This window comes from Paraburkholderia rhizosphaerae, assembly GCF_004366595.1.
Classification (GTDB): domain Bacteria; phylum Pseudomonadota; class Gammaproteobacteria; order Burkholderiales; family Burkholderiaceae; genus Paraburkholderia; species Paraburkholderia rhizosphaerae.
The window spans coordinates 68,494-88,023 of sequence record NZ_SORE01000001.1 but is presented as its reverse complement, the minus strand read 5'-3'; the positions used below and the strand labels follow the sequence as shown (position 1 = coordinate 88,023).

Annotated in this window: 19 protein-coding genes; 12 read left to right on the top strand and 7 right to left on the bottom strand. The window is 60.8% G+C overall.

The annotated features are described in order from the left end of the window. Nucleotides 1–7: 7 nt before the first annotated feature. Nucleotides 8–1,408: a GntP family permease gene (locus BX592_RS00350; RefSeq protein ID WP_134189655.1), complete on the bottom strand. Its 1,401-nt coding sequence runs from the start codon at nucleotides 1,406–1,408 to the stop codon at nucleotides 8–10. Nucleotides 1,409–1,729: 321 nt separating this feature from the next. On the opposite strand from BX592_RS00350, the gene BX592_RS00345 reads away from it, so the two are divergent. The 12 genes from BX592_RS00345 (at nucleotide 1,730) to BX592_RS00290 (ending at nucleotide 15,895) form a co-directional block, all read left to right on the top strand. Continuing rightward, nucleotides 1,730–3,241, top strand: a complete 1,512-nt coding sequence (locus tag BX592_RS00345) for a sigma-54 interaction domain-containing protein (protein ID WP_134189654.1) — start codon at nucleotides 1,730–1,732, stop codon at nucleotides 3,239–3,241. A gap of 29 nt (nucleotides 3,242–3,270) precedes the next feature. After that, on the top strand, nucleotides 3,271–3,858 hold the full coding sequence (locus BX592_RS00340) for a BON domain-containing protein (RefSeq protein WP_243849228.1): 588 nt from the start codon (nucleotides 3,271–3,273) through the stop codon (nucleotides 3,856–3,858). A 65-nt stretch (nucleotides 3,859–3,923) separates the two neighbouring features. Continuing rightward, nucleotides 3,924–4,217, top strand: coding sequence for a hypothetical protein (locus tag BX592_RS00335; RefSeq protein WP_243849227.1), 294 nt, complete (start codon nucleotides 3,924–3,926; stop codon nucleotides 4,215–4,217). A 466-nt stretch (nucleotides 4,218–4,683) separates the two neighbouring features. Further along, on the top strand, nucleotides 4,684–4,890 hold the full coding sequence (locus BX592_RS00330; protein ID WP_134189653.1) for a hypothetical protein: 207 nt from the start codon (nucleotides 4,684–4,686) through the stop codon (nucleotides 4,888–4,890). 97 nt (nucleotides 4,891–4,987) lie between these two features. Then, nucleotides 4,988–5,281 carry an H-NS histone family protein gene (locus BX592_RS00325; protein WP_134189652.1) on the top strand — a complete coding sequence of 98 codons (294 nt, stop codon included), beginning with the start codon at nucleotides 4,988–4,990 and terminating at the stop codon, nucleotides 5,279–5,281. Nucleotides 5,282–5,755: 474 nt separating this feature from the next. After that, nucleotides 5,756–6,322 (top strand): fimbrial protein, encoded by a 567-nt coding sequence (locus BX592_RS00320; RefSeq protein ID WP_134189651.1) that lies wholly within the window; start codon nucleotides 5,756–5,758, stop codon nucleotides 6,320–6,322. Between the two features lie 229 nt (nucleotides 6,323–6,551). Beyond that, on the top strand, nucleotides 6,552–7,304 hold the full coding sequence (locus tag BX592_RS00315; RefSeq protein WP_134189650.1) for a fimbrial biogenesis chaperone: 753 nt from the start codon (nucleotides 6,552–6,554) through the stop codon (nucleotides 7,302–7,304). 221 nt (nucleotides 7,305–7,525) lie between these two features. Beyond that, nucleotides 7,526–10,162, top strand: a complete 2,637-nt coding sequence (locus tag BX592_RS00310) for a fimbria/pilus outer membrane usher protein (RefSeq protein ID WP_134189649.1) — start codon at nucleotides 7,526–7,528, stop codon at nucleotides 10,160–10,162. A 203-nt stretch (nucleotides 10,163–10,365) separates the two neighbouring features. Next, nucleotides 10,366–11,967 (top strand): peptide chain release factor 3, encoded by a 1,602-nt coding sequence (locus tag BX592_RS00305; protein ID WP_134189648.1) that lies wholly within the window; start codon nucleotides 10,366–10,368, stop codon nucleotides 11,965–11,967. A 147-nt stretch (nucleotides 11,968–12,114) separates the two neighbouring features. Continuing rightward, nucleotides 12,115–14,478, top strand: a complete 2,364-nt coding sequence (locus tag BX592_RS00300; protein ID WP_134189647.1) for a bifunctional acetate--CoA ligase family protein/GNAT family N-acetyltransferase — start codon at nucleotides 12,115–12,117, stop codon at nucleotides 14,476–14,478. A gap of 200 nt (nucleotides 14,479–14,678) precedes the next feature. Beyond that, a complete protein-coding gene (locus BX592_RS00295; RefSeq protein WP_134189646.1) occupies nucleotides 14,679–15,257 on the top strand; it encodes a sigma-70 family RNA polymerase sigma factor in 579 nt (192 codons plus the stop codon). Next, a complete protein-coding gene (locus tag BX592_RS00290; protein ID WP_134189645.1) occupies nucleotides 15,254–15,895 on the top strand; it encodes a DUF1109 domain-containing protein in 642 nt (213 codons plus the stop codon). The genes BX592_RS00295 and BX592_RS00290 overlap by 4 nt, the downstream gene beginning before the upstream one ends. Before the next feature lie 68 nt (nucleotides 15,896–15,963). Here the strand turns inward: BX592_RS00290 and BX592_RS00285 are convergent, their stop codons facing one another. From BX592_RS00285 to BX592_RS00260, 6 genes are all read right to left on the bottom strand, one after another. Beyond that, a complete protein-coding gene (locus BX592_RS00285) occupies nucleotides 15,964–16,467 on the bottom strand; it encodes an RNA polymerase sigma factor (RefSeq protein WP_134189644.1) in 504 nt (167 codons plus the stop codon). Nucleotides 16,468–16,487: 20 nt separating this feature from the next. After that, nucleotides 16,488–16,994 (bottom strand): DoxX family protein, encoded by a 507-nt coding sequence (locus tag BX592_RS00280; RefSeq protein WP_134189643.1) that lies wholly within the window; start codon nucleotides 16,992–16,994, stop codon nucleotides 16,488–16,490. A 181-nt stretch (nucleotides 16,995–17,175) separates the two neighbouring features. Continuing rightward, nucleotides 17,176–17,409: a hypothetical protein gene (locus BX592_RS00275; protein WP_134189642.1), complete on the bottom strand. Its 234-nt coding sequence runs from the start codon at nucleotides 17,407–17,409 to the stop codon at nucleotides 17,176–17,178. Nucleotides 17,410–17,418: 9 nt separating this feature from the next. Beyond that, nucleotides 17,419–17,994 carry a DUF4148 domain-containing protein gene (locus BX592_RS35090; protein ID WP_377681566.1) on the bottom strand — a complete coding sequence of 192 codons (576 nt, stop codon included), beginning with the start codon at nucleotides 17,992–17,994 and terminating at the stop codon, nucleotides 17,419–17,421. After that, the gene (locus tag BX592_RS00265; protein WP_134189641.1) at nucleotides 17,942–18,484 is read right to left on the bottom strand and encodes a hypothetical protein; all 543 of its coding nucleotides are present in this window, start codon (nucleotides 18,482–18,484) and stop codon (nucleotides 17,942–17,944) included. Before BX592_RS00265 ends, BX592_RS35090 begins: the two co-directional genes overlap by 53 nt. 112 nt (nucleotides 18,485–18,596) lie before the next feature. Further along, complete coding sequence (locus BX592_RS00260; RefSeq protein WP_377681565.1) at nucleotides 18,597–19,421, bottom strand: IclR family transcriptional regulator; 825 nt, start codon at nucleotides 19,419–19,421, stop codon at nucleotides 18,597–18,599. Nucleotides 19,422–19,530 lie beyond the last annotated feature (109 nt).

The window sequence follows — 19,530 nt, the reverse complement described above, 5'->3', positions numbered from 1 at the left end:
GCCTGCATCAAACCAACCCCGTCGCGTAGTACAGCCCAATCACAAAGAACACCGCCAACGTCTTGATCACCGTCACCGCGAAGATGTCGCGATACGACTCGCGGTGCGTCAACCCGGTCACTGCCAGCAGCGTAATCACCGCGCCGTTGTGCGGCAGCGTATCCATGCCGCCGCTTGCCATCGCCACCACGCGATGCAGCACTTCCATCGGAATATGGGCAGCTTCCGCGCCCTTGATAAACAGATCCGACATCGCCGCGAGCGCGATACTCATCCCGCCCGACGCGGAGCCGGTAATGCCGGCAAGCGAACTGACCGAAACAGCGGCATTCACGAGCGGATTCGGAATGCTCTTCAATGCATCGCTGACGACGATAAACCCAGGCAATGCTGCAATCACCCCGCCAAAGCCATATTCCGAAGCGGTATTCAACGACGCGAGCAACGCGCCCCCGACCGCCGCTTTGGTTCCGCTCGCAAAGCGTTCGCTGACGCGGCGAAATGCGGTCAGCACGACGAGCAGAATGCCAAGCAGCAGCGCGCCCTGGACCGCCCATATCGCGACCAGCGCCTTGACCGTCACGCTAACCGGCGTATGCAAGCCAGGCAACACCTCCGGAGCAACCGTGTACGACGCGCCATACCATTCCGGCAGCCACCGCGTCAGCGCAAAGTTAGCGACACCGACCAGAACCAACGGTGCGATTGCGAGCAGAGGATGCGGCAACTGCGAGGTCTCGACACGCTCCGGTTCGTTGATCAACGATGTGCCGTAGCCCTCGCCCTTGGCCATTGCGGAGCGACGTCGCCATTCGAGGAACGTCAGGCCAACGACGACGATAAAGATCGACCCGGCTATCCCGAGTCCTGGCGCAGCCCAGGCTGTGGTCTTGAAGAACGTCGTCGGGATGATGTTCTGGATCTGCGGGGTGCCGGGCAGCGAATCCATCGTGAAGGAGAACGCGCCCAGCGCTATCGCGCCCGGCATCAGCCGCTTTGGGATATTGCTCTGGCGGTACAACTCCGCCGCGAATGGATACACCGCGAACACGACGACGAATAGCGAAACGCCGCCGTAGGTCAGCAGCGCGCACACCGCAACGATCACCGCATTCGCGCGCGACTTGCCGATATAGCGGATCGCCGCTGCGACGATCGACTCCGAGAATCCGGATAGTTCGATCACCTTGCCGAATACCGCACCCAGCAGAAACACCGGGAAATAAAGTTTGACGAAGCTGACCAGCTTCTCCATAAAGATGCCGGAAAAGACCGGCGCGACCGCGGAGGGTTCGGTCAGCAGCACTGCGCCGAGCGCGGCGACCGGTGCGACGAGAATCACGCTGTAGCCGCGATAGGCGGCGAACATCAAAAATGCCAGAGCGGCAAGGACAATGACAAAAGACAAGTGCGTCTCCAAATCGTGGTTGTTCTACGGCATCTGCTTGCGTGTCGGGGTGATGAGCCGCAGCGGGCGCCGGCTAATGCAGGGGTCTGTGCCATTTGCATCGAGCGCAGCGTGGCGAGGCCCGTGGCATGGCTCCGTGTTGTCACAGACGGAAGACTGCCGTGGTTTGTCTCGAAATCGAGACAAAGGTCTGCATTGATTCGTAAGGCTCAAGAGAATAACCGATTTACAGTCGTGTAGCGATTCTCAAAAATGAGACAATCGGTCTTGATTGTGGGACTTGAAGTCAATAGAACAAGGTAGATCGGAGACGGCGGCAACATGATGAACGACTGGAGCGCAATGCCCGCGACCTACAGCGACGTGCTGCGCAGGGCGATGGATTCGCTGTTTCGCACTTTCGAGAACTTCAGCGAAGGCACCTTTATCGTCGATGCGGATGCGCGCGTCGTATGGATCAACAAACGCTACGCAGCCCGCTTCGGGTTCTCCGACCCGCAGCAGGCGATCGGCCGCGATTGCGAGGCCGTGATTCCGAATAGCCTGATGCGCGAGGTTGTCACGACCGGCAAACCGATTCTGCTCGACATTCTCGAAACGGATCGCGAGCCGCTGGTCGTCACACGGCTGCCGCTGAAAGACGAAGCAGGCACGACCATCGGCGCGGTCGGCTTCGCGCTGTTCGATGAAATGAAGGCGCTGACACCGCTCTTTTCGCACTACTCGCGTGTGCGGCAGGAATTGATCGCGACGCGCCAGTCGCTTGCACAGGCGCGCCGTGCGAAGTACACGTTCGCGAGCTTTGTCGGCAGCAGCGCGGCGAGTCTTGCTGTGAAGCGTGACGCCCGCCGCGCGGCGCAGGTCGAATCGCCGGTGCTGTTGCGCGGCGAGACGGGCACCGGCAAGGAACTGCTCGCGCATGCGATTCACGGCGCGTCGCCACGTGCGGGCAAGCCGCTTGTCACCGTCAACGTGGCCGCAATCCCGGATACGCGGCTCGAAGTCGAATTGTTTGGCGCGGCGGCCGGTGCGCACACCGGCGCCGATCGCAACGGGTGTGTCGGCAAATTCGAACTGGCGGACGGCGGCACGCTGTTTCTCGATGAGATCGGCGATATGCCGATTCCGCTCCAAGGCAAACTGTTGCGGGTGCTGCAGGACGGCGAGTTTGAGCCGCCCGGCTCGAACCGGATCATGCGCGCGGACGTGCGGATCATCGCGGCGACGTCGGCGGATTTGGGCGCGCTTGTTGCCGCCGGGCGTTTTCGGGCCGATCTGTTCTATCGCCTTAACGTGCTGACGATCGATGCGCCGCCGCTGCGCGAACGATTGTCCGATGTCGAGGCGCTCGCGTACGTGATTCTCGAAGACCTGGCGATGCAATCCCACGGCGGCCGCCATTTCCAGCTTCAGGACGACGCGCTGCAATGTTTGCGTTCGTACGCGTGGCCGGGCAATGTGCGCGAGTTGCGCAACACGCTCGAGCGCGCGGTGATGCTGTCGGATAGCGAGCGGATCGACGCGCGGGTACTCGCACGGTTTATCGGCCCTGCACAGCGCGCCGCGGCGGAGCAGGGTACACGTGAAGTGCTTGCGTTTCGCGGGTCCGCGCGGGTAGTCGCAACGGATGAAGCAACCAGTGAGGCAACGGACAAGCCAACCCCGTCGCCGTCCGTGCAACCGTGGGCGGACGCGATGGCGGAATTCGAAAGGCGCTACCTCAACGAAGCATTGCGCGCATGTGGTGGACATGTCGCGCAGACCGCGGACAAAATCGGCATCGGACGCGCCACACTTTATAAAAAGATCGCGGCATACGGTATCGACGTGTGATCGGCCACGGCCGGAACGAGGAGCATCGCATGGCACCTTCAGCTATCCGAAAGGTTCACGAGGTAGGCATAGCAGCAGCGCTGCTGGTGGCCGCGACCTGGCTGTGCCACGCACAACCGTCATATGCGCAACAGCACGCGTCGTCCGCGGCCGGTGCAGTCGAACGTAAGAACTGGTTCAACGATCCGTTCTTCGAACTTTCGCATTCAATGACGGATTGTCCAGTTCCGCTGGGTCCGTTGATGACCCGCGCGCAGATGGAAGACGACGCGCATTATCGGGTCGAGCGCGGCACGACTTGCTGGCTTGCGCACAAATGCACGAAGCCCAATTCCTATATGTACGATCAACCAATCGCCGACGCGATTCGCGCGCGTCTGAACAATCCTCACACGTTTGACGGCGCCAGCCTGTGGATTACCGTGCAACGCCGTTTCGTTTACGCGGAGGGCTGCGCGCCGGCGTCGTTCGATCGGCAGGCGCTGCGCCGGCAACTCGAAGCGATTCCGGACGTCGAACAGGTCTTTATCCGGATCGGCTCGAGCGCCCGTATGCCCCTTCCGTACAAGACGCTTGCCGCGCCCGACCAGCCAGCTGGCGCGAGCGATGCGCAATGACGCAATGTAGCGGCCACATGGCACAATCGCGGAGTCAAAAACAAAAGGTCCAATCGGGGTTGCCTATGAAACATAGTCAGGTCTTTGCAGTGGTGCGCGCGGCCCGGGCGTTCCGTCCGCTTCACGCGGCGAGAGCGATCGCGGCGCTGGCGGCGGTTGCCGCCCTGGCCGGCTGTGGTAGCAGCGCACCGTTGTTTGCATCAGACGGTAGCCCGACGACGCTTGTCCAATGTCCGGTCGGCTCGGATTCCTGCGAGCAGCAGGCGGCTGCGAGTTGCGAAGGCGGCGGGTATGAAGTGGTCCGTCAGACGGTCGAAGGCGGTGTCCGCAATCTGCTGTATGCGTGCAAGCGCAAATAACTGGAAGCGGCTCTGAAGTGCCGGAAGCGGTAAATCGGTTGTGGTCCTTTGATTTATCGCGATTCTGATTGCCGCTCAAGTCAGAAAAAGGCGATTCCTGAATCAGTCGGCGGGCATAAGCTGACAGATAGCTTATTTATTTCCCGTTGCAGTTCTCTTTTAGTCGGGCGGGCGCACGCCGCCGCTCCGGTCTCTTTCGATGCGGCATTCTTACCGGTTACGAGTCGCGACCTACCTCACATTTCCGTGCGGCGGGCAACGGACACCGGTGCACTGGAAGCCTTATAGTGGTTTGCAGTCGTTTGCGGCGACGATGCAAATAACATCGCGCCGCCGTGCGGTTTCACGCAATACCGGAAAGAAGTCTTTAAAAGAATAAAGCTCGTGAAACGCCAAAGCCGAATTCCCGCGAAGCCGCTCGCGGAATTGACGGGCGACTCGACATACCGACAATACGGGGAAGGCGATGAATCACGATCAGATCGAAAAGGACATAGAGCACCTGGAACGGATAATTTCACGCATTTCGCCGAATGACGGTATTCCGTTGTCTTATTGGCGAAATCGCATCAATTCGGTGTCTGGCGCGGTGCTGGTCCCGGCGCAGGCAGACCGCGTCAAGAAGCTCAGCGAAGCATTGAAAGCGCTCGAGGCGCGAGCGCACAAGCGCTAATTTCATTTCCTTATCGGGGCAATACAGGCTACCCGGCACTTTTTGTGTCTGGTACGGTCACACTGCCGTACTCGACACTGAAAGGAGACGATGCTCGATGGCCACATATAAGCAGCTGACTGCGCAACTCGAAAAGCTTCACAAGGAAATGTCACTTGCCCGCGACAAGGAAGTCATGCAGGCCATTGCGAATATCAAGGAGAAGATAGCCGAATACGGCATTACCGCCGAAGAACTTGGCTTTTCGAGCAAGAAGCGTTCGGCAGTGCGTAAACCGGCTCTTCCACCCAAGTATCGCAACCCAAAGACCGGCGAGACGTGGAGCGGCCGAGGCCGCGCTCCTGGCTGGCTGGCAGGGAAGAATCGTGACCGCTTCCTGATCGAAGAGTAAACGGCGGCCGGCGAATGCTCGCATCGGCCGATACCCCGGCCGGGGCGCGGCGCTGCCCGCCGGTCGGCGCTTCGGTAGTCCAAATCCCGAATATCCTCACCTTTCCCTCGCCATGATGCCGCATCGGGCAACCGATGCGGCGTCTTCGTTTGCGTAGCTGGGCTTTCCAGCACGTGTCACAGACTCAAGCCGACTGCAGTATCCCGGCTCCCGAACGTCCTCACCTTGGTTTTTTGCGCCGGCGGCCGCCCAGTCCGTTGCCGAGACAATCATCTCAAATTTAAGAGTTGTCTTACGGATTCTTATGCCGCGCTTTTTTAAGATTCTTTTCAACCTGATGGCTGCTTCAGTGCTTCAACCAAGGCGTCCGACAACGACGCCGGCGCGATCGGCGCATCAGGGGACGCGCACCGATCAATCCACCGGGCGGCGCCGATTTCAATCTGCTGTCTTTAATTTATTGGAGTATCAAGTATGAAACTGCGTTTCTCTGCGTTCGTTCTGGCTGCCGCCGGTGTTATTGGCATTGCTTCGCTTAACGCTCATGCCGCGGACGGCACGATCACGATTCAAGGCATGGTGTCGGACACGACGTGTTCGATCAATGGCACCGCGACGGGGGCGCCGGCAGATATTTCGGTAACGTTGCCGACGGTCCAGGCAGGTTCGCTCGCCTCCGCGGGTGCGGTCGCGGGGACGTCGAACGCGGGCGATATCCAGATGGTGCTGAGCGGCTGTTCCGGTGCTGCTACTAAAGCGGTTGCCCGTTTCGAGAATGGCCCGACAGTCGACCAGTCGTCGGGTTATCTGACGAACATGGCGGGCGCCGCGGGTGCGAAGAATGTCGAAGTGCGCTTGCTCAATGCGAACATGCAGCCCATCAACATCCTCAGCGGGCAAAACAACGACGTCAACACGAACGGTACGGCGATCTCCGGCGGCTCAGCAGTGCTGAAGTATTTCGCACAGTACTACGCGACGGATAAAGCTCAAGCTGGCACGGTGTCGACTTCGGTGCAATACACGATGCAATATCAGTAAGTCACGGGAAGAGGGCGTCGGCCTGCGCGGCGCCCTCTCTGTTTTCGAAGGCGCCGGAAATCCGCTTGTGAACTAATTCATTTTGATCGATATCCGCAGCATTCCGGTTTTCGATGATTCGGCTATCCTGAATTATCGAGTGCAATGCAGTGCGACGGGCTATATGTCTGCAAACGAAGCCGCGTTTTAGTCAGCCTGTTTTCAATCTGGAATAAAAAAGGGGAAACAGATGAACACCCTTGTCCGAACCGTGATCATGACTATCGTGAGCATTGTTGCGGCGCTGCTGGCAAACAGCTCGCACGCAAGTGTGACGATCGGTGGAACGCGTGTAGTGTATCCGCTCGGTCAGCGCGAAGTGACGGTCAGACTTGAAAACGATAGCAAAAGTCCTTCGCTGGTCCAGGTTTGGATGGACGATGGCAACGCAGATTCGAAGCCAGGCGAAATCAAAGTGCCGTTTTTGATCACGCCGCCGATCTTTCGAATGGATGCCCACAAGACGCAGACGTTGCGCGTGATCTTTAGCGGCGACACAACGTTGCCGCAAGACCGTGAGTCAGTCTACTGGTTGAATGTGCTCGATATTCCGCCGAAAGCCGAGCAGAAGGCCGATACGAACACGTTGCAGTTTGCGTTCCGCACGCGCATCAAAGTCTTCGTGCGGCCGCCGAAGCTGCCTGGAAGTCCAGAAGAAGCGCCACGTCAATTGGAATGGAAACTTGTCCCCGCGCCCCAGGGGAAGGGACAAGCATTGGCAGTGTCGAACCCGACTCCGTATTTTGTGTCGTTTAGCGAAGTGGGCGTGGTGAACGGTTCGCAAACCTGGCGGAACGAAACGGGCGGTATGGTACCGCCGCGTGGTACCGCGGTTATTACCGTGCCGAATATGAATTCAGTGCCGGGCTCGTCGACGGTTCATTTCACCGCGATAAGCGACTATGGCGGCGCATTGACGGGTGACGCGCCGCTCCATCAGTAAGCAAAACTCCATCCTTCGGCGGCCGCTCGGCCGCTTTCCTGGTCATCCCAGCTTTTCTGCTTTGCGCGTCACGTGCGCGGCCATGGCAGCGCACGTTGAATAACGCTTGTCCTAAACGCTATCTCAAAAATAGGAGTCGTCTTAGGTACTTCGGGATCTCGAATTAATAACATCGTTTTTAACTTTTCGAGATAACGACCTGCCTGTTTCGAGTCCTGTAAATGACCAAGAATTTCAGCTCCGCGAAGATTAACGATTGCTTCAATGTCGAAGCTAATTCATCCGGTTTAAAGCCCATTGCCGCGCTTGTATGGTCTGCCTTCGTGGTGGTAGGCAGCGCCCATGCGGCGGACATTCAACAGTCCGATACGACCACAGCGAATAGCGCGGTCACTTTCGATTCAACGTTCCTGCGTACAGACCCGACGCAAACCGTCGATGTCGCTCGGTTTGCGCGAAGCAATCCGGTTTCGCCCGGCCTCTATTCGGTAGATATCTGGGTGAACGACACGCGTGTTGCACACGACGACGTCCGGTTCATCGCGGCCGAAAAAGATGAAAGCGCGCGTCCCTGTTTCAGTCGCAAAACGTTGCAAGGATTCGGCGTCGACTTCGCGAAGGCGGCTGCCGATAAGGGCGCCCGGCACGATGCCGATGGAGCACCGGCAGGGAGCTCGGATGAGTGTGTCGACCTCGCGGCAACGGTACCGGGCGCAACGGTTGAGTTCGACTTTGCCGAGCAGAAAATCCGAATTCTCGTGCCGCAGAAGTACATGCGCAATTCGGCGCGCGGCTATGTTCCTCCCGAGATGTGGGAGCAAGGCGTCAACGCGGGCTTCCTGAGCTACAACGCGAACGCGTATCGCACCGACGGCGCGGGCGTGCATTCGGCGCAGGAGTACCTCGGGCTGAACGCTGGCTTGAATATCGGCGCATGGCACTTTCGCCATCAGTCTTCGATCACCGCGGCGACAGGTCAGGCGACGCAGTTCGACAACATTGCCACGTATATTCAGCACGATGTCACCAAACTGCGCTCGCAGGTGACCATCGGCGACGCCTACACGACAGGTGACGTATTCGACAGCGTATCGTTTCGCGGCGCGCAGATCGCCACCGACGATCGCATGTTGCCCGAATCGCTGCGTGGCTACGCGCCGGTGGTGCGCGGTACCGCGGAGACGAACGCTCGCGTGACGGTGCGCCAGAACGGCCAGGTCATCTACGAAACCACGGTGTCGCCGGGCCCGTTCGAAATCAACGATCTTTACGCGACCGGCTACGGTGGCAACCTCGACGTGACGGTGACAGAGGCGGACGGCCGCGCGAGGAGTTTTACCGTGCCGTACGCGTCGGTCGCGCAATCGCTGCGTCCTGGCACGACGCGCTTTGCCGTCACTGCGGGTCAATTGCGCGACGACTCGCTGCAAACGAAGCCAAACTTCGCGCAGTTCACTTTGCAGCGCGGGTTGACAAACCTGTTGACCGCATACGGTGGCGGCATCGTTTCGAATGGATACGTTGCGGTGAATGCCGGCGCAGCCTTCAATACGAAGTACGGTGCATTCTCCGCGGACGTGACCGGCGCGCAGACCCAAGTACCTGGTCAACAAGCGATGCACGGCGCGAGCTTGCGAATCGGCTACAGCAAATTCATCGATCCGACCAACACGAGCATTACGGTCGCAGCCTATCGTTATTCGACGGCCGGCTATCTGAGCTTTCAGGATGCCGCGACACTTCGCGATGCGGCGCTGCATGGCGGCGATCCGGATTCGGTGGACCGCGAGCGCGGCCGCGTACAGGTGACGGTCAACCAGAGCCTGAAAGACCACGGCAGTGTGTTCCTAACCGCGTCGACGCAGCACTACTGGAATCGCGGCGGCAGCGATACGTTTTTTCAGGCGGGATACTCGAACAGCTACAAGTACGGCACGTACAGCATCACTGCAGGACGCACGCGCAATTCGGACGGCACGATGTCGAATCAGATCATGTTGAGCACGACGATTCCGCTCGGCCACTCGCAGCATGCGCCGTTGTTGACGACCAACCTGTCGAAGACCGGCGATTCGTCGAATCTGCAAGCAAACGTGAGCGGCTCGCTGGGCGACAACAATCAGTTCTCGTATAACGCGTATGGCACGTATGGACAGAACGGTGAGTCGGGTAACGGCAACGCGGGCGTGAGCGGCGTCTATCGTGCGCCGTATGCGCAGTTGACCGCGTCGGCGAGTGGCGGGGCGGGTTCGTCGCAAGTGTCGGCGGGCGTGAGCGGCTCGATCGTCGCGCATCCGGGGGGCGTGACGTTCTCGCAGACGGTTGGCGACACGTTTGGCATCGTGGAAGCGAAGGGTGCGGAAGGTGCGGCGGTGAGCAGCGCGCAAGGCGTGAAGGTGAACCGCAACGGTTACGCGGTCGTGCCGTATCTGACGCCGTATGGGATGAATACCGTCGACCTCGATACGAAGGGCACGTCAACCGACGTCGAATTCGAATCGACGTCCGAGCATGCGGTGCCGCGTGCGGGGTCGGTCGTGATGTTGAAGTACAAGACCGTAACGGGGCGCGCGGCGTTGATCCAGGCGCCGCGGCTGGGCGGGGATGCGCTGCCGTTTGGCGCGGAAGTGGTGGACCAGAACGGGCGGAATGTCGGTGTGGTCGCACAAGATAGCCGGATTTTCGCGCGCGGGCTGGACGATAAGGGATCGCTGACCGTGAAGTGGGGTGACCGTGCGGCGGAGCAATGCCGGGTCGACTATGTGCTGCCGAAGCCGAGCGGGAAGGCCGATGCGGCTTATTTGTCAGTGCAGGGGCATTGCGTGGGGATCACTTCGATGCAGGCGCAGGCCGAATAGCCGGGAACCCATCATTCGGCGCTGCGCGGCCGCATTCCCGACGGCGCGCAAGTCCGGATGGATGGGGCCCCCGCGCCGGTCGGACCGGGTACGTGTATCATCGCGCTTTCTGTCTTTTCCGCCGGCTGCTGCTGCCAGATTCCACTCGCGCGTTGTGGAAGCTGTTTTCGCGTCGCAGACATGCCCAAACGGGCGTTTTATCCATGTCACTCTCCGAACTCCAACGCCGCCGCACGTTCGCGGTCATTTCTCACCCTGATGCGGGCAAAACCACGCTGACCGAAAAGCTGCTGCTTTTCTCGGGCGCGATTCAGATCGCCGGCACGGTGAAAGGCCGCAAGAGCAACCGCTACGCGACCTCCGACTGGATGGAAATCGAAAAGCAGCGGGGTATTTCGGTCGCAAGCTCGGTGATGCAGTTCGAGTACGGCGATGCGGTGATCAATCTGCTCGATACGCCAGGCCACGAAGACTTCTCTGAAGACACATATCGCGTGCTGACGGCGGTCGATGCCGCAGTGATGGTGATCGATGGCGCAAACGGTGTCGAAGCGCAAACGCTGAAGCTGCTCGAGGTTTGCCGTAGCCGCAAGACGCCAATCGTCACGTTCATCAACAAACTCGACCGTGAAGTGCGCGAGCCGCTCGACCTGCTCGACGAAATCGAGCAGCATCTTGGCGTCGCGGCAGTGCCGTTCACGTGGCCGATCGGCATGGGTAAGGACTTCCAGGGCGTCTACGACATTCAGCGCGATCAGGTCCGTGTGTTCCGTGCCGGGCAGGATACGCTCGGCGGCGACGTCGAAACGCTACAGGCAATCGGCCACGATGAAGGCGAGCGCCGCTTCGGCTATGCATGGACCAAAGCCAAAGACGAAGTGGATCTGATCACCGGCGCGACGCCGACCTTCGATCGCGACGAATTCCTCGCGGGCCAGCAATCGCCGGTGTTGTTCGGCTCGGCGATCAACAACTTCGGTGTGAAAGAAATTCTCGATGCGCTGGTCGATCTCGCGCCGCCGCCGTCGGCACGCATGACGGTGCAGCGTCCGGTGCAACCTGACGAACCGAAGTTCACCGGTGTCGTGTTCAAGGTGCAGGCAAATATGGACCTCGCGCACCGCGACCGTGTCGCATTCATTCGTGTCTGCTCGGGGCGCTTCGAACGTGGTATGGCGTTGAAGGTCACGCGTTCGAACAAGATGTTCCGCGCGAACAACGTGGTGACGTTTCTGTCGCAACGGCGCGAAACGGTAAGTGAGGCTTACCCGGGCGACATCATCGGCATTCCGAACCACGGCACGTTGAGCCTCGGCGATACGCTGACCGAAGGCGAAGATCTGCAGTTCGTCGGCCTGCCGTTTTTTGCACCGGAAATCTTCCAGACGGTCGAAGTGGTCGACCCGATGCGTGCGAAACAACTCGGCGAAGCGCTGAAGCAACTCGGCGAAGAAGGCGCGATTCAGGTGTTCAAGCCTGTCGTCGGCGGGTTGATGGTGCTCGGCGCGGTTGGTCAGCTTCAGTTTGAGGTGGTATCGCACCGGCTTTCGACTGAATACAAGGTTGACGTGCGGATGATGTCCGCGCGCTACAAGATGTCGCGCTGGGTCACGTGTGACGATGCAGGCGAACTGCGCCGGTTTATGGACGCTTATTCAGCCCGCATCGCGATGGATGCGTCGAACGCGCCGACTTATCTCGCGTCGCACATATCCGAAATTGAAGTGGCGCAGAAGGCGTGGCCGAAAATCGTGTTTAACGAGCTGCGAGAGCGCTCGGGCGCGCCTTTCACGAAGGCGATCTGATCATTCGCCACTTTGCGGACCCATTCGCGTGCATTCGCGAAGGGTCCGCAATTCATCCCGCCACGTCACGACTTCGCCTATCCTGTTGAAACACGCGCGGCCCGCATTTTCCTGACTCGCCGCGCGCCTTTCATTCGAGGAGCGTCCGTGACCGTCCGCAATCTCGATGCACTGTTCCGCCCGAAATCCGTCGCTGTGATTGGCGCGTCGCACCGTCAGGGCAGTGTCGGCGCGATGGTCTGGAAGCGCCTGCTTGGCGGCGGCTTCTCCGGCCCGATCTGGGCCGTCAATCCGAAATACGACATTCTCGATGGCCACGCGACAGTCAGCGACGTCGGCGATCTACCCGAACCGCCCACGGTCGCAATCGTCTGCACGAAGCCCGCGACCTGGCCGTCGATCATCCATCATCTCGGTGGTCACGGTACACGCGCCGCGATTATCGTCGGCGAGACGCGCAGCGATGAAGACCGTCTTCATCTGAAGCACGCACTCTCCGCGGCGCGCCCGCATCTGTTGCGTATTCTTGGGCCCGCGAGCCTCGGCGCGATTACGCCCGCATTGCGCGCGCATCTCGGCGCACCAGCCTGCACGGTGAACGCAGGCGGTGTCGCATGGGTCTCGCAATCAAACGCGCTGACGAACGCCGTGCTCGGCTGGGCCGATGCGCGTGGACTCGGCTTTTCGCATGCGATCGCACTCGGCGATGAAGCCGACGTCGATGCCGGCGACGTGCTCGACTATCTCGCAAGCGATGTCAGCACACGTGCGATCCTGCTCGAAGTCGATACGATCCGCGCCGCGCGCAAGTTCATGTCGGCAGCACGCGCCGCGGCACGCAACAAGCCGGTGCTAGCGCTGCGCTCAGGGCGCAGCGATCCGGTCGACGAACTGTACACGGCGGCATTCCGCCGTGCCGGCATGGTGCGTGTCGATGCGCTCGACGACATGCTCGACGAAATCGAAACGCTGGGCGTGGGCCGCGTCGCAGCCGGCACCGCCGCCACGCTGATTACCAGCGACCGCGGCGTCGCAACGCTGGCGTGCGATGCGTTTCGCGCGGCCGGCGACGCGCTCGCGTCGTGTACCGAGTCGCACACAGCGGCAATTCAGCAAGCGCTGCCGCGCGCAACATCTGGCAACCCGCTGCTGCTCGGCGGCGACGCACTGCCCGAACACTTCGGCACCGCACTCAAACTGCTCGCCGATCAGCCCGAAACCGGCACCGCGTTCGTTGTGCACGCATCGACCCACAATGCGCCCGCGGAAGAGGTCGCGCAGGTGCTGATCGCGCATCAGCGCTATGCGTATCGTGGGCTGCTCGCCTGCTTCTTCGGCGGCATTTCGCTCGCGACCCGCGACGCGCTGCACGAGCACGGCATTCCGGTTCACTCGACGCCGCGCCGCCTTGCACGCGCATTCGCCCGTCTGGTCGACTATCGGCTAGCGCGCGAATTGCTGATGCAAACACCCGAGGGCTTGCCCGCGCGCATACCCGAAGCGGTCGATGCCGCGCAGGCGCAAGCGTGCGCAGCGCTTCAGGCAGGTGTGACCCAACTCGAAGGCGGCGACGCCGCGCGGCTGCTCGCTCATTTCGGATTGGTCGCGTTATCGCCGCAACGCGCGACGGAACCGGGCATCGTCGATGTGACGATCGAACTGCGCGACGACGAGAACTTCGGCCCGGTGTTCCATTTCACCGCACCGTCCGAAGACGGCATCTCACCGCCATTGCGCAGCTACGGACTACCGCCGCTGAACCCGATCCTGTCGCGCGATATCGTGTCGAAATCAGCCCACGCGAGACAGGTCGACCCCGAGCCCACGCTCGCTGCACTGACATCGATCTCTCAAGTGGTCTGCGACATTCGCGAAATCGTCGGCCTGTCGCTCATATTGCGCGTGATGAAGGATCGGGTCGCGGTAGTCGACCCGCACATCCGCCTGTCGCGCACGCGCAGCCGGCTGGCGATCATGCCATACCCGCGCCGTTACGAGCAGACCATCGACTGGCACGGCCGGCGGCTGACTGTGCGGCCGATCCGTCCTGAAGACGAAGCCTCGCATCGGGAACTGATCGAGGCGATGACGCCCGACGACTTACGCCTGCGATTTTTCGGCACGGTGCGCAGCTTCGACCATTCGCAGCTCGCACGCATGACGCAAATCGACTACGACCGCGAAATGGCGTTGATCGCCACCGTGCCGAACGACGACGGTACGACGCGCACGCTCGGCGTGGTGCGCGCGGTTTCCGACCCCGATAACGAAACCGCGGAGTTTGCGACCGCCGTTCGTTCAGACGAGAAAGGCCGCGGCCTCGGTCGCCTGCTGATGCAACGGATCATCGCGTATGCGAAAGCGCGGGGTACGCATTGGCTGGTCGGCGAAGCGCTGCGCGAAAACGCGGCGATGATCGGGCTCGCGAAGGCCTGCGGATTCACGGTCACGTCCACTGACGATCCGTCTGTCGTCGGATTCAGAATGGCGCTCGACGATCCCGAAGAATAGTCCGTAACCATTCAAATTAGTTACAAGCGGTTTTTATTTGCGGCATCGACGATTTTCAGGTTTACTTTCCAGGCTCACTTTTTTGCGCGCGGCTGTAACCGGATTGCTCCGCCAGACGAACTAAAAGAATGATCGCGGAATCTTTCTGAAGGCCGCGCGGTAGCAACGGGCACGGAAAGGAGTTGCGCGAGCAATTGTCGATGAGTCAACGGACTGAGGAACCTCACGCACATCCGGTGGAGGAGCGCTTGCGGGCGCTCTTTGTCTGTTCGCTCGACGGCGATGCCGCCGCGTACCACGTGTTTCTGCAGGAGCTTGCAAGACACGTGCGTGCGCTATTGCGTAGACGCCTGCCGAATCTGCGTGACGATGTGGAAGACATCCTGCAGGAAGTATTGATCGCGATTCACAAAGGGCGTCACACCTACCGGCGCGACGAACCGTTGACCGCGTGGGTGCACGCGATTCTGCGTTACAAACTCGCTGACTTTCTGCGTGCCCGCGCGCGGCATGAAGCGTTGCACGATCCGCTCGACGAGATTGCGGAGCTGTTTGCGCGATCCGAGCTCGGGCCCGCGGAGGTCAGGCGGGATCTCGGCAAGCTGCTCGATACGCTGCCGGACCGGCAGAAGCTGCCGATTCTTCACGTGAAGGTCGAAGGCCGCTCGGTCGAGGAGACCGCACGCGCGACCGGCCTTTCCGAACCCGCTGTGAAGATTGGTGTGCACCGTGGGCTCAAGGCACTGGCATTGAAAATACGTGGTGGTGGAAAAGCATGAATACCGAAAACCTGATCGAAGCGCTGGCCGCCGACGCCGTACCGGTTGGAACGCATGTCGTCGAGCGGCGTATCGTTACCGCGCTGTCGATTGCAGCTTGCGGCGCGATTGCGGTACTGCTGCCTGTCTACGGCGTGAGAGCGGATCTCGCGTGGCTGGTGGGCACGCCGATTTTCTGGACCAAGCTCGTGTTCGCACTGACGATGGCCGGTGCGGCATTGCTCGCAACCACTCGCCTGTCGCGGCCTGGCGTCGCCGTTGGGCGCGCATGGGCGGGGCTGATCGCGCCGGCCGCGATCGTTCTGATCGTCGCGCTGATCGTGTTGTGGCTGGCTCCGCGCGACGCGCGCGCATCTTTACTGATGGGGCATACATGGCGCACGTGCTCGCTGAATATCGCACTGCTATCGGTGCCTGGCCTGATTGCGATTCTGGCCGTCGTACGCAGCCTTGCGCCGACACGCTTGCGGTTGACTGGCGCGACGGCCGGGCTGCTGGCCGGCGCGATCGGTACAGCCGCCTATTGCCTGAAGTGTCCGGAGACGAGCGTGCCGTTCTGGGCAACGTGGTATCTGCTCGGGATTGCGATACCGACGCTTATCGGTGCGTTGGTCGGAGAAAGGGTATTGCGCTGGTGAGGGCGATGACTGCATCTGCAACCTGAAGCCACATCGCGCCGCAACGTGACGCCGCCACGCGATGCATATTACCGCGCCGGGACCTCATCCCGCGCAAGCAGCACACGCAGCTTCTGGCGAGCGCGCGAAAGCCGCGACATAACCGTACCGATTGGCACGTTCAACACCCGCGCGACCTGCGCATAGCTCATCTCATCGAGGCCGACGAGCAGCACCACTTCACGCTGCTCAGGCGGCAGCTGTTGCAGCGCGCAGTCGAGATCGCGCATTTCCAGCGACGCCGCGTGATGTCCATCGACCATCAGTGCTTCGTCGACGAGGCTCGCGTCATCCGCCGCGACATGTGTTCTTGCATTGGCCGCGCGGGTCACATCATTGACGAACACGTTGTGCATGATCGTCACCAGCCACGCTGCCAGATCGGTACCCGCGCGAAAATTCGACGCGTATCGCAACGCACGTTCGAGCGTGTCCTGAACGAGGTCGTCCGCGCGTTCGCGATTGCCGAGCAACGCGCGCGCATAGCGACGCAGACGCGGCACATGGCACAGCATCTGATCGCTGACGCTCATGCGCGGGGTATCCGGTGCGTTCATGCGTGCCTGGCGCGCAACCGCTTGCCGATATAGCCGTCTACCGCGAACGGACCCGCGCCGCCGAGGACAAGCGTCGCGAGGCACGCGAGATACAGCAGATCGGTTTCGTAACCCGGCGGACCGAATTGCGGGCCCGTGGCCGTCACCGCCATCAGCTTGATCGACGTGAAACCGAACTGCAGATGCACGGTGAAGGTAGCGACCAGCAGCACGACCGCCATCGGAATGCTGACCAGCGGCACGAATGCGCCGAGCAGAATGGCGAGGCCACCGAGCAGTTCGATCAGGATCGTCGCCCACGCCATGAAGTGCGGCGCAGGAACGCCGAGCGCATGAAGAATGTTCGCGAAGACCTCCGGGTGCTTGACGATTTTCGCGTACCCGTGCGCCATAAAGCCATATCCGACGATCAGCCGCAGCGGCAGCGGGGCCCAGTACGCATATTTCGCTCTGTCGGATAAAAACGAGCTGACTAGCCCGGTCAAAGGGCGGCCGTTATTCATCGCGCGATAACCTCTTCCATGATGGTGAATGAACTGATGTCAGCAGTGTGTTGAACAACACTGCCTATGAGTTAGTTCGTTCGGGAAGTGGCCCGGGTTACAGCACATGAGCGAGGCGGCGCGCGCATATCAGCAATGCGATTGCGCGAAGTCGCCCGGCGCAGAGGTCGATGAAAGGCTCTCAGGAGCCGAAGAAGATGTTGCAGTAGCTGACCGGTCCGACACACGCATTCGCGCTGGTTGCGTTGCTGCCCGAAGGAGGCAGCGATGCGCAGGCCGACAACGCGAAAATTGCAATCGCCGCGAGCCAGAGTCCTTTCGAGCGGCGCGCTGCGTCGAGTGTCGCGCGCAGCCCACGGCGACGCGATGCGCCGCAGACTGACTGCTCATCGAGCGGGGAGTGATTGCGTTGCATATCAGCACCTCAATGAGCCATCGACGTATCGGCATTCGCGGTCGAGTGACCGTTTTGCTGAGCGTTCTTCGCAAGCGCCTTCTGCTTCAGATAAGCGACCGTCGGCTGAAACATCGGGGCCACGTCGGGATACGAAGTGTCGGTGACGAAATCGAGGCCATTCTGCTTTGCCTGCACTAGTTCCTGGTAGACCTCGGCGCGCGTCTTACCTTGTGCAAATACGTTGGCTGAACTGAATGCTGCCAGCGCCATAGCGAACATCGCGAACTTCTTCATTGCCGTCTCCTTGACGAATTGTGCGGGTTGCAGTCGGGTAAACATGACCCTTCGCGCAGATATTCCTGACCCGTCGAAAAAGTTCGTGCGAAGACAGCCGAATTGCACGGCAGAAAAAATATTTGTGGTGCGGCGTGCGGACAGCGGAATAACTTCGATGTCCGGCTGGTTTACCGCTAGCTGGGGAGAGGAATTGAAGAGCGGACCGGCGACATACGCCGCCGGCGCAAGCTGAAGGAGTAGTGCAGATGAATGCTCAGGCTGCGAGCTTTGCCGCGGCTTCGTCGATTTGTGCGCGCGATACCGCAAGCTCGTCGAGCCATGCATCCGCGTAGACAGTGCCGGTCTCACGCTCGAGTCGCGCGATGGTCGCCGCGCAACGTGCGGCGTCCTTCGGTGTTGCGATAAACGACTTCACCGATTGCCCGCCGATGAACGCATCGAACAGCGGCACGCGAATCTCATCGGGCAAATTGCGCGTCCACTGATAAGGCTTGCCGTTGAACGTCAGCGTCGGCGGCAGCGCGCGCTCTTTCTTCGCGGCAGGAATCAGCCCATATGAACGCGCGGCTTCAGCGATCTGCTCGGGTGAGAAAAGCTCGTCTGGCGTGATCTCGAACTGGCTGATGTGCGTTTCAATCGATTGCATTGCCGCGGCGCGATCATCGCGCTTTTGCTGGGCGCGCGCGACGATGTCGCGCAGTTCGTCGGCTTCATCGCTCGTGATCGTGAAGCTTGCCTGCTTCTGTTGAAGTTCGGTAAAGCGCTGGAATTCGTGATCGGACAGAAGTTTGGCCATTGCGTATCGAAGCGGATGGAAAGCGCGCATGCGCGCACGCACATGCGGCGGGTTCGGAAAGGGCCGCCATTCTAACGCATGCGCGTGTGATTTCCAGCGCGTTTTTCCGCGCTCAGGTGCCCGTGTGCGCGGCAGACTCGTCGTAAGCGCTGGGCTCGCGGAACATCGACATCATCTGCACGGTATCGCGCAACAGCGCAATGGTTTCGTCGAGCGACGGCGCAACGTATTCGTCGATGCGCTTCAGAAATGGACAGGTGAGCGCGGCGATCGCCTGACCCGACGAGCCGAGCAACGGAAAGGTCAAATCCGTCACGCCGAAAATCTGCTGGCTGTCTTTCTGTGAGAAACCGGCGGTTCGAATGCGCTCGCAGGTTGCTTCGAGCGCATCGTGATCGATTGTCACTTCGCCCTTCACCGCGGTGTGTTCGACGAGCATCTGCGCGCGCTGCTCGGGTGTCTGGAATGCGAGCACCGTGCGGCCGGAGCCGGTATCGATCAGACCCACGCGCGAACCTAGACGCACCGCGATGCCCCATGTGCCCGGCCCATCCACCTGCGCAATCACTAGCAGATTGCCGCGGTCGTACACCGCGAGGTGGCACGACTGTTCGGCTTGCGCGGCGAAACGCTGCATCAGCGGCAGCGCTTCGGAAATCAGACGTTCCATCGGCGGGTGCCGATGCGCGAGCGCGTACAGCTTCAGGCTCAGCGAATAGCGGTCGCCGCTTGCCGAGCGCACCACATACTGGCGCGCGACCAGCCGCTCGAGCATCCGGTACATCTCGCTCGCATTGCGGCCCAGCAGCTTGGTAATTTCGGCGCGCGTCAGCCCGCCTTTCTGCTCCGCGAGCAGTTCGAGAATATCGAGCCCCTTGTCCAGCGCGGGCGCGCGATAACGGTCGCCGTCGTCCCTCTCGTCCACGTGCACGTCCATTGTGACCGTCTGATGTCGACTTGTTCTCATCCCATTATCTAAGGAATTGCCGCGCATACCGCCGTCGCCAGGGAAAACACGGACCGATGCTGCACTGCATATACCTTGA